This is a genomic window from Nostoc sp. (genome assembly GCF_041747015.1).
In the GTDB taxonomy this organism is placed as follows: Bacteria; Cyanobacteriota; Cyanobacteriia; order Cyanobacteriales; family Nostocaceae; genus Nostoc.
The window spans coordinates 1-9,754 of sequence record NZ_JBGTFY010000313.1; the positions used below are offsets into that span (position 1 = coordinate 1).

Consider the following 9,754-nt stretch of genomic DNA (forward strand, 5'->3'; position numbering starts at 1 on the left):
CCCAATTTGCCCGGCGCTCGCCGACGAAAGTGCAAGGTTTTTGAACCTCTGGATGCTATAGTCTTGCACTTGCTTGGTGAAAAAATGCTCAAAACCCTTACCTAGACTATGTTTCACTTTTGTTCAGCAAGCCCTAATTAGGGACAGGAACAGTAATTGTTGAATCTTCGATGTGCATCTGCATGATAATGTGACTACCGCGCTGGCGCACTTGCAAAAAGCCGTTCTCTTCCAGAATGCGGCAGACTTCTCTAGCAGAAAGAACACGCAGTTTACCCAATACTTACCTCTAGGCGTGTAACAAAAACTTCTGTGTGCAGCCTTTCCTGAATTTCGGAAGTATCTGCTGTCTCAAAGAATAATTCTAATGCCTCAATTAGGTTATTCCGTGCCTCTTCAATTGTGTCACCTTGGCTGGCGATATCGAGTTCGGGACAGAGGGATACATAGCCATCCCTTTCGCGCTCAATAATAGCAGTGAATTGTGTTGTTTGCTTCATTTTTATTTTGAGTTCAGTACTCTATCAATCTTGATAGTAAGCTACGCTAAACAGTATATTGTCAAAAGCCTTGTGAGCGGGTGTTTTAGGATGCGATGTCTACGATGGTCACTGAGCTTGCCGTTGGCGCAGCCTCTCGTAGAGAAGTGCGGGCTACGCCTATGCTAGTTAAACATAAGGCTAAAAAAGCTTTTTTGGTTTAAGTAACTTCAAATAAAACACGAGGTAATTCTTCGTAATTAGAGACAGGAACAGTAATTGTTGAATCTTCGATTTGCATCTGTATGATAATGTGACTACCGCGCAGGCGCACTTGTATAATGCCGATTTACGTTGTCACTTCAAGAAACTTATCAACATCAAGCAAAAATCTATGACAATTCTCAACGCTCGTAATTTATCGCTAGAAGATGTTCAGCGTCTTTTTGGATTTCAAAAACAGTACAATGACTCATTTTCTAACCTGTTATCTCTAGAACCTCTCACCGACACAGAACAGCAGGAACTTAAACAAATTCAGAATGACTTTGATAGATACCTTACGGCAGGTAAAGTTTCTGAAGGTCAGGTAAAGTTTCTGGTAGTTGCTCCCTTGCTCAGATTAGCTGGTTTTTATCGCTATCCCATCGAGATTACGTTAGAAGAGAGCATTGGGGAGATTGAAGTTGAAGATGAAGATATAAAAATTAAAGGAAGATTTGATATTTTAGCTGCAAGCAAGGCTAAACATACAACATCTCAAGCATATTTTTGGATACTGTTGATTGAATCTAAAAATAGTCAGATTGATATATATACAGGATTACCTCAACTACTCACCTACGCTTATAAAAGTTTAGATAACCAAAAATCAGTTTGGGGTTTAACGACTAATGGCATAAGTTATCAGTTTGTCTATATTCAACAAGGCAATCCTCCTGTTTATCACTTAATGCCATTACTAAATTTTATGGAATCTCCGCGTGCAAACGATTTACTACAAGTTCTGAAAACAATTTGTCAGCTTTAAATCTGATTTGTAAACTCTGCTAAAACCTACTTGCACCAAGCCTTTCAAGAAAGTAGAACCTTTAAACTAATTTTGACTTGAAAGCTATATCTATCAGAGACTTGAGGCTCCTAAGATTTCTTTTACAAATCAGCCATAACTGTTAATGCACGGTATATCACAAGAGTCTCTTTTAACTAGCGACAAGAAGTTTGTTGTCAAATGCAGGACACGCGGTTATTTACATTGCCTATCCCATAAAATGAGTAATGACTTTGCTAAGACCGATGATTCTTTTGGAGTACAGCGATCGCCCCTTTGACAGCTAATAATCAATAAGAGAGTGCGATCGCGTAGCTTACTGTAGGTGTCGCCTGTTCTCAATTACGACGGAAACTTCTCTTACGTTGTTTGTGCCTAGCCACTTCTTTGCGTTTGTGTTTTTCCAGGGGCGTTTCAAAGTGACGATGCTTTCTCATGTCTGGAAAAATACCTGCTTTGGAAACTTCCCTCTTAAATCGACGTAAGGCTGACTCAATTCCTTCATTTTCGCCGACAAATACTTGGGTCATTTTAATCTCCTACATAATTGGTACTGGGCAATTTTAAGCCATCCAGTAGACCGGAGCGCAAAAAGGGCAGACTCATTATCTGCCCTTAAGACGTTAAAACTTAATTTTTTATCTTCAGAGCTTAGTAGCGTCCTCTAGAGTATCCACCACCACCACCGCTGCGGTTGCCACCACCAAAGGAACCACCTCTATCTTCTTTCGGTTTCGCCTTATTGACTTTGAGATCGCGTCCCATCCACTCAGCACCATCAAGAGCTTCAATGGCTGCTGTTTCTTCAGCTTCTGTACCCATTTCTACAAAAGCAAAACCGCGTGGACGGCCTGTTTCACGGTCAGTAGGTAACTGAACACGCTTTACAGAACCATGTTCAGCAAAAACCGAAGTGAGGTCTTCTTGTGTGACCTCGTAGGATAGATTACCTACATAAATTGACATGCATTATCTCCAAAATCATAGGTTTGTAGAGATTTAGATTTCGGAGACAAGCTTGTTAAGACCAAGAGGGAAAAGCCTGTCAATACTAAAAACAAACACTGTAACCGAACTTTATTCTCACTAAATCATCTTAGCACATTATTCAAGTCTTACCCACAGTAAATTGAAAATATTAAGAGTTAGCGATCGCCTGCGGTGTTGTCAAATATCCTCTAAATCATGAATTCATGGGTTAACTCCGACATTCAATAGCAGAAATTACCTAAATAATTGCAAAATAAATGCAGTTCGTCATTATTATTACCTGGAAATGCCGACTACACTTGCTGACGCCCAAAATTTGCTTTCTGACTTGATCGCTCGCTACTGTGAGCGTGTAGATTATCTAATGATTCGCCTTGAAGAAGCAGAAGGGACTGATATCTTGTTGCGTGGCGACAAAGTAGAAACCCTTAGTGAAGGCATCTCGATTGGTGGACATATTCGTGCTTGTTATAAAGGTGGATGGGGGTTGAGCTGCTTTAACCAGCTTTCGACAATTAAGGAGCGGATAGAAGAAGCGATCGCTGCTGCGCGGATGGTTGGTGATGAAGAAACTTTACTTGCACCCATTGACCCGGTGCAAGCAGTATGCAAACTGCCTTTAACAGGTGCCGATCCGCGAAAGATTCCACTTTGGCAGAAAAAACAGTTGTGCGATCGCTATACTGAACTGCTCAAAAGTGTTGATCACCGCATTACCACTACCTCGGTACGCTACGGAGACAGCGCCCAAAAAGTGATCATTGCTACCTCAGAAGGCACTTTGATCGAGCAATCTTGGGTAGATATGGAAATGCGCTTTGCCGCCACCGCCAGAAATGGCGAAACCGTACAAACTGGACGGGAAACTACTGGCTCTCGCAAAGCCTATGAAGATTTAACTGATATAGATGAACAGGTCAAAAGTGCTGCCCAAAGAGCGATCGCCGCTTTATCTCTGCCATCTGTCAAAGGTAATACTTACACGGTAGTTATTGACCCAATTCTCACAGGTTTGTTTGTTCATGAAGCCTTCGGACATCTTTCTGAGGCCGATATGGCTTACGAAAACCCTGATCTGCTGGAAGTCATGACTATTGGACGACGATTTGGTTCAGAAGAACTGCAAATTTTTGATGGTGCTGCCCCAAAAGGACATCGCGGGAGTTATTTTTACGACGATGAAGGCACGCCTGCCACTACTACTCAACTAATTAAAGATGGAGTTTTAGTTGGACGTTTGCATTCTCGTGAAACTGCTGGCAAATTAGAGGAGGCACCTACGGGTAACGCCCGCTGTCTCAACTATCACTTTACCCCGATTGTGCGGATGACAAATACTTGGATTGAACGGGGCAGAACACCAGTTGAAGACTTATTCACTGATATCAAAGAAGGAGTTTATGCCCGTAATTGGCTGGGTGGGATGACGAATGGGGAAATGTTCACCTTCAGTGCTGGGGAAGCCTGGATGATTAGAAACGGCAAAATTGCTGAACCTGTGCGGGATGTGACCCTTTCGGGAAATGTATTTCAAACTTTAGCGGATATTGAGGCAATTGGTGATGATTTTTACTGGGATGAATCTGGCGGTTGTGGTAAGGGAGGGCAAAACGGCTTATCAGTAGGTTGTGGTGGCCCGAGTTTACGAATTCAAGATGTAGTGGTTGGTGGGGAAACTTAAACAATTCAAAATTCGTTTTGGAAAGTCTGAGCGCTGGTTTCTGTCGCTCAGACTTTCCCTAAAATTCAAAATTGTTCGCTGTTTCTTAAAAGTCAAACTACTTGCTTGAGTAAAGCTATCCACATATCAGACGGATCAGAGTAGTAATCAATTTCCTCAATTTGATATTGATAGGATTCACAGCCTTGTTGTAAAATAATGCGATCGCAGGGTTTGATGCCTTTCCCTATTCCAGTCATATACCCTAACATTCCTCCATTTAGCCGCTCAAATACGTAGTCAATTCCCCCAATTTGTTGGCTGTAATTATGTATTTTATTCTTTTGTTTTAATTGATTTGCTGGGGAGCCAACTAGGACTAACTTATTTAAAAAGCTAAAACTTAAATTCATATATGTTCTGATTAAGGATATAAGTGAGTTCTTCCAAAGGAGATATCCATAACAAAGAGTTCTTGACTCTGGGTAAATCTCAACCCCTTTCAATCCAATACGGTTCAGTTAAGGAAAATTGTAGGTTGGGTTGAGGCTTTGCGAAACCCAACAAACCTGCCCAAATGTTGGGTTTCGTTCCTCAACCCAACCTACGCAGCTTAAGGTTTTTTGCGCTAACTGAACCGTATTGCCTTTCAATCACCAGTCCAGAATCGAACATGTGGCCAATCTAATCAGGAATCAACTGCATTGACTACTAATAAAGCCAATGCATCACCCAATGTCTAATTAGGTGACTGCACCTACAACTAGCAAAGAAGAAATTACAAGCAGTTTCTTGAAAAGCTACTTAAAGATAATTTAAAAATAGAACTAATAATTCAAAATTAAGGTTTTTAAAGTCTTAAGTCTGAGTTACCAATGTTTAATTTTTTAAAATAACCCTTTATTATCCAGTACAATACCATAGGTAACAGCAACTATTTCTTTATCAACCATTTAAATTTACAGTACTAATAACCGTAGCTTCAACTGTAAAATCACCGAATTATTGAACAAGTTCGGGTCAGATAGGAGTATTTTTTATTTAATTTGATAATATTCATTTATAAAAATTTCATGTTTTGAAACTGTCGCTTCATAGGTATTTTTTAAGATAAACTCACCTAGTCGCTACTCCTGGTTGTTAGGGCTACATCTACCTGTTTCAGTAGGATTTCTGGGGTGGAAAAGTTATTTAAGACAACATTAGCATGAGCAACTTTTTCTTCGATAGATAATTGGCTGTTGATCCGCACTTGTGCCTGTTCTCTATTTAAATGGTTTCGTTGGATTAATCTTTGTAGTTGTTGCTCTTGGGAACAACTTACTACCCAGATTTCTGTAACCAAATCAGTCATCCCAGCTTCAAATAATAAAGGCACTACTAACACTAGTATTTGTGATGAAGATTGGGCAATTTCTTTGAGGAAGCGATCGCGCACGTAAGGATGAATTAAATTCTCTATCCAGTTGCGTTCATCTTGACAATTAAAAATAATTTCGCCTAGTTTTTGGCGGTTGAGGCTACCATCTGGCAGTAAAATTTGTTCGCCGTAACGTTGAGCGATCGCACCCAGAATAGGCGAACCTAAAGATACTGCGTCTCTAGCATAAATATCTGCATCTAAAATCGGCAGATTATAAGCATTAGCTAAATAATTGGTGACAGTGGTTTTGCCTGTGGCAATATTTCCGGTTAAGCCGATTATACGTTTTGTCATTTATGATCATTGAGCATTGCTTATCTCCCTTATCTCCCAAATTTAAGAATTAGTTGCCCATGTTATCAGTGCTTGGGTTAAACCATCTAAAGTATATTCTTGGGCTTCTACATCCACGCGCCCGAATAAAGAATGACAAGTTTTAGAGGTTTGGGGACCGATAGAGGCAATACAAACACCTTCTAAAAATTGATTAGCATCAGAGTTACGGGAAAATATATTGTGAGTAAGTTGACAAAAAAATTGCACAGTTTTAGAACTGGCAAAGGTAATTACATTTACTTTCCGATTTTGGAGAGCTAACTCTGCCGCAGGTGGAATACTATTAGGACAACAAGATTGATACGCCGCTACTTCAATTATCTTTGCTCCCTTGGCAGTTAATTCTTTAACTAAAACTTCTCTGCCGCCGCTTTCAACTCTGGGAAATAAAACCTTTTTACCATGCAGTTCCTCTGGAAAATTTTCCACTAAAGAATCGGCAACAAAGTTGGGGGGAATAAAATCTGGTTGAAGAGAATGTTGTTTGAGACTTTGGGCGGTTTTCTCACCAACAACGGCAATTTTGATGCCAGCTAAAGCCCGGGTATCTTTACCTTGGGCGATTAACCTTTCAAAAAAGTAGTCTATGCCATTGGTAGAAGTGAGAATTAACCAGTCGAAGTTAGATAAGTTAGCGATCGCATTATCTAAATCTTGCCAACTAGAAGGCGGACCGATTTCTAAGGTGGGCATTTCGATAACTGTCGCACCTAATGCGATCAGGCGATCGCTAAATTGGCTCGACTGTCCGACTGAACGTGTCACCAAGATCGTTTTGCTAGTGAGGGGTTGGGCAAATGTGGGGCGATGGAGAGGGAGATTAGTTGACATAGCTGGGGGGCTAGGAGTTGTGGCTGTAGTTGAATCCTGATCATCTATTTTCTCAGGTTGTAAGTACTTGCGTAGCCCAACAACTTCGCCAATCACAATTACCGATGGGGAGAGGGATAATCCGGTGGTTTGTTCCAAAATATTGCCCAGTTGCGCCGTCCAAATTTGTTGATCAGGAGTTCCTGCCCAACGGATGATGGCAATGGGTATTAAGTGCGATCGCCCGTGCTGCATCAGCTGATGTACAATTTCTGGCAGGTGTTGCCCTCCCATCAAAATTACTAGTGTTTCTAAGCGTGACACCGCCTCCCAGTCTAAAACCTCTGGTTCGTGAGCTGTAAATACTGCAAAACAGCGACTTAAAACTGGATCTGTTAGGGGAATTCCTGCTAACAAAGGTGCTGCCAGGGCTGAAGAAATTCCTGGTACTAATTCAAAATCACAACCAGATACTTTCAAGGCTTCAATTTCGGAAGTGCAACGCCCAAAAATTAACGGATCGCCTGATTTAAGCCGTACAACTTGTTTTCCCTGCTGACAGTAATTTACCAGTAACTTATTAATCTCAGCTTGGTTTGTGCTGGGTTTACCACCGCGTTTACCGACATCCAACTTTAAGCAATCAGGTGGTACACACTGCAATAATTGAGCATCGATTAAAGCATCGTAGACTAATACCTCAGCAGCAGCCAAGAGATTGTAAGCTTTTACCGTCAGATATGCCGCATCTCCAGGCCCAGCGCCTACTAGGTAGACTTTGCCCTTATCATTTGTCATTTATTCTCACCCCTCTACCCAATACCCTTTATTCAATTTGTTTGAGTATTAATTTTTTGAATTAGCTGATCAATTCGCTCAACCATTTCCTTGTCTTCCTCAGCTTTGAATAACTCTCTGGCTTTTTTAAGATTTAAAATCGCTTCTTCTAGCTGTTTTTCCCTTCCGAGAGTGATTCCCAAATTATAGTAAGTGAATGCATCGTTGGGTACGAGGGTAATGGCTTTTTTGTAATGTGCGATCGCCTCTTGTGGTTTGCCTTGATCGTCCATAGCATTTGCCAAACCCGTGTAAGCTTGTGCATTTTTTGGATCAAGGCGAATCGCTTCAGTATAGTCGATGACTGCTTCTGCTACCTTGCCTTGGGCGTAGAAAGCACTTGCTAAATTATAGTGAGCGTCTGCATAGTTGGGATTGAAGTTAATGGCTTGCTTATACTGGACAACTGCTTCTTCTAGTTTACCTTGAGCATACAGAGCATTTCCCAAAGCGTTATAACCTGCTGAGTTTTTCGGTGCAAGGCTAATAGCTTGTGTATATTCTGCAACTGCTTCTGTTGGCTTTCCTTGAGCATACAAGGTGTTCCCTAAATAATAGTGAGCATCTGCATAGTTGGGATTGAAGCTAATGGATTTTTTGTACTGGGCAACTGCTGCTGCTAGTTTACCTTGATCGGATAAAGCATTTCCTAAACGTGTGTAAGTTGGGGCATAATTAGGTTCAAGGATAATCGCTGCTGTATATTCTGCCACTGCTTCTACTAGCTTGCGTTGAGCATACAAAGCATTTCCTAAGTTATAGTGAGCCTTGGCATATTTTGGATCAAGGCTAATGGCTTTATTATATTGGGCGATCGCAGCTTCTAATTGATTGAGTCTTGCCAAAGTCAAACCAAAATGCAAGTATGCTTCAGAATCATTGGGATCAAGGTTAATGGCTTTTTTGTAATGTGCGATCGCTTCTTGTGATTTGCCTTGATCATCGAGAGTATTTCCTAAAGCAATATAAGCTTGGACAAATTTGGGTTCTATTTCAATTGCTTTCCGAAAAGCTGCCTCTGCTCCTTTTAAATCTCCTTGTGTTTGGAGATTAATTCCTTGCTCAAAATTAGCAACTGCGTTTTTGTTCTGAGGAACTGCTACCTGAGCAGAGTCTTGACTTTTTGATAAAACAATGCCAGTATCTCTACCAAAGGCAGTATTAGCGTTGCTCAAATACAAGCAGATAATAGCTGCTGCCAGTATATTCTTGTTTCTCAGCATTTTTATTACTTTACTTGCTAGGTTTCCCAGTGACCGTAGTCTAGTTTAGCCTTGTGCTTTTAGATAACTTTATTTATTCTGCAACAAAATAACGCAGAAAGATATGATCTGTTACTTAGAAAATTCAATAATGATTAAAACTTAGTTCCTGAAACCCAGCTTCAAGAACAGCAGCATTTGACTTTTTAAACTTAATATAGCAATCCAGAAGTGTTAAATGTTAAGAAAAAGCCCATAAAAATCGCCTAAAATATGTTAATTTTTGGGCGAATGATTAAAATATCTAGGAGAAAAGTTTTGGCAACTATCACGGATATCGGTACGCTGATTATAAGAGATCCTAAACTGCGTGGGGGTCGCCCTATTATTGCGGGAACGGGTACATCTGTAGTCCGAATAGCAGCCTTGTACAAGCAAGGTTACAGCGCCGAAGAAATTGCTGCTGATAAGGATTATTTAATGATTGTACAGGTTTATGCAGCGCTAACTTACTATCACGCAAGAAGATATGCAAAATCAGGTGGAATTTTTGAGTGATTGGGGTGAAGAATAAAGTTAGATGAAAATGTTGAACCAGATGTAGTATTGGCTTAGTACTATGATCGCCATTTAATAACAAATACTCCGATATTGGTAACAAAAATTGTAATTTTGGTAACAAAAGCCCTGGTGTTAGTAACAAAAACCGCGATGTTGGTAATAAAAATCGGATGTTGGTAACAAAAATTGTAATGTTAGTAACCAAAGTCGTGATGTTAGTGATTACAGCTTTTATTTAAGTGCAATGATCTGATTATTTGCGATCGCTCTTGCTCAATAACTGTACCTCAATGCTGATATTGCGGGTATTTCTATATTATTCGATAGCAGAAATTTCAGTTAAAAATTTTCTTTTGAGACTTTTTCAATTTGTCCAGTAAAGTACGCTTCCTGATGTTTGAGTTG

At 40.4% G+C, this 9,754-nt stretch carries 11 protein-coding genes; 3 read left to right on the plus strand and 8 right to left on the minus strand.

Annotated elements, in window-relative coordinates; all coding sequences use genetic code 11:
• Positions 1 to 133 precede the first annotated feature (133 nt).
• Positions 134 to 280, minus strand: coding sequence for a type II toxin-antitoxin system HicA family toxin (locus ACEW80_RS24925; protein WP_373529166.1), 147 nt, complete (start codon positions 278 to 280; stop codon positions 134 to 136).
• Complete coding sequence (locus ACEW80_RS24930; protein ID WP_373529167.1) at positions 273 to 500, minus strand: type II toxin-antitoxin system HicB family antitoxin; 228 nt, start codon at positions 498 to 500, stop codon at positions 273 to 275. Before ACEW80_RS24930 ends, ACEW80_RS24925 begins: the two co-directional genes overlap by 8 nt.
• A gap of 373 nt (positions 501 to 873) precedes the next feature.
• Between ACEW80_RS24930 and ACEW80_RS24935 the strand changes: the two genes are divergently transcribed.
• Positions 874 to 1,509: a restriction endonuclease subunit R gene (locus ACEW80_RS24935; protein WP_373529168.1), complete on the plus strand. Its 636-nt coding sequence runs from the start codon at positions 874 to 876 to the stop codon at positions 1,507 to 1,509.
• A 359-nt stretch (positions 1,510 to 1,868) separates the two neighbouring features.
• Here the strand turns inward: ACEW80_RS24935 and rpsU are convergent, their stop codons facing one another.
• Together rpsU and ACEW80_RS24945 are read right to left on the minus strand one after the other, a co-directional pair.
• Positions 1,869 to 2,060 carry a 30S ribosomal protein S21 gene (gene rpsU / locus ACEW80_RS24940; protein WP_196523480.1) on the minus strand — a complete coding sequence of 64 codons (192 nt, stop codon included), beginning with the start codon at positions 2,058 to 2,060 and terminating at the stop codon, positions 1,869 to 1,871.
• A gap of 121 nt (positions 2,061 to 2,181) precedes the next feature.
• On the minus strand, positions 2,182 to 2,496 hold the full coding sequence (locus ACEW80_RS24945) for an RNA recognition motif domain-containing protein (RefSeq protein ID WP_373529169.1): 315 nt from the start codon (positions 2,494 to 2,496) through the stop codon (positions 2,182 to 2,184).
• Between the two features lie 310 nt (positions 2,497 to 2,806).
• Between ACEW80_RS24945 and ACEW80_RS24950 the strand changes: the two genes are divergently transcribed.
• Positions 2,807 to 4,201 carry a TldD/PmbA family protein gene (locus tag ACEW80_RS24950; RefSeq protein ID WP_373529170.1) on the plus strand — a complete coding sequence of 465 codons (1,395 nt, stop codon included), beginning with the start codon at positions 2,807 to 2,809 and terminating at the stop codon, positions 4,199 to 4,201.
• Between the two features lie 92 nt (positions 4,202 to 4,293).
• Here ACEW80_RS24950 and ACEW80_RS24955 read toward each other — a convergent pair whose 3' ends face one another.
• From ACEW80_RS24955 to ACEW80_RS24970, 4 genes are all read right to left on the minus strand, one after another.
• Positions 4,294 to 4,593 (minus strand): hypothetical protein, encoded by a 300-nt coding sequence (locus tag ACEW80_RS24955; RefSeq protein WP_373529171.1) that lies wholly within the window; start codon positions 4,591 to 4,593, stop codon positions 4,294 to 4,296.
• A gap of 707 nt (positions 4,594 to 5,300) precedes the next feature.
• Positions 5,301 to 5,897: a dephospho-CoA kinase gene (gene coaE / locus ACEW80_RS24960; protein WP_373529172.1), complete on the minus strand. Its 597-nt coding sequence runs from the start codon at positions 5,895 to 5,897 to the stop codon at positions 5,301 to 5,303.
• Positions 5,898 to 5,939: 42 nt separating this feature from the next.
• Positions 5,940 to 7,547: a uroporphyrinogen-III C-methyltransferase gene (gene cobA / locus ACEW80_RS24965; protein ID WP_373529173.1), complete on the minus strand. Its 1,608-nt coding sequence runs from the start codon at positions 7,545 to 7,547 to the stop codon at positions 5,940 to 5,942.
• 32 nt (positions 7,548 to 7,579) lie between these two features.
• Positions 7,580 to 8,809: a tetratricopeptide repeat protein gene (locus ACEW80_RS24970; protein WP_373529174.1), complete on the minus strand. Its 1,230-nt coding sequence runs from the start codon at positions 8,807 to 8,809 to the stop codon at positions 7,580 to 7,582.
• A 297-nt stretch (positions 8,810 to 9,106) separates the two neighbouring features.
• Here ACEW80_RS24970 and ACEW80_RS24975 point away from each other — a divergent pair, with 297 nt between their 5' ends.
• A complete protein-coding gene (locus ACEW80_RS24975) occupies positions 9,107 to 9,346 on the plus strand; it encodes a DUF433 domain-containing protein (RefSeq protein WP_373529175.1) in 240 nt (79 codons plus the stop codon).
• Positions 9,347 to 9,754: the final 408 nt, after the last annotated feature.

Bases quoted from the DNA above. Each gene is read 5' to 3' on its own strand.
- ACEW80_RS24930 (WP_373529167.1), bottom strand. From the start codon at position 500: ATGAAGCAAACAACACAATTCACTGCTATTATTGAGCGCGAAAGGGAT.
- ACEW80_RS24935 (WP_373529168.1), top strand. From the start codon at position 874: ATGACAATTCTCAACGCTCGTAATTTATCGCTAGAAGATGTTCAGCGT.
- rpsU (WP_196523480.1), bottom strand. From the start codon at position 2,060: ATGACCCAAGTATTTGTCGGCGAAAATGAAGGAATTGAGTCAGCCTTA.
- ACEW80_RS24945 (WP_373529169.1), bottom strand. From the start codon at position 2,496: ATGTCAATTTATGTAGGTAATCTATCCTACGAGGTCACACAAGAAGAC.
- ACEW80_RS24950 (WP_373529170.1), top strand. From the start codon at position 2,807: ATGCCGACTACACTTGCTGACGCCCAAAATTTGCTTTCTGACTTGATC.
- ACEW80_RS24955 (WP_373529171.1), bottom strand. From the start codon at position 4,593: ATGAATTTAAGTTTTAGCTTTTTAAATAAGTTAGTCCTAGTTGGCTCC.
- coaE (WP_373529172.1), bottom strand. From the start codon at position 5,897: ATGACAAAACGTATAATCGGCTTAACCGGAAATATTGCCACAGGCAAA.
- cobA (WP_373529173.1), bottom strand. From the start codon at position 7,547: ATGACAAATGATAAGGGCAAAGTCTACCTAGTAGGCGCTGGGCCTGGA.
- ACEW80_RS24970 (WP_373529174.1), bottom strand. From the start codon at position 8,809: ATGCTGAGAAACAAGAATATACTGGCAGCAGCTATTATCTGCTTGTAT.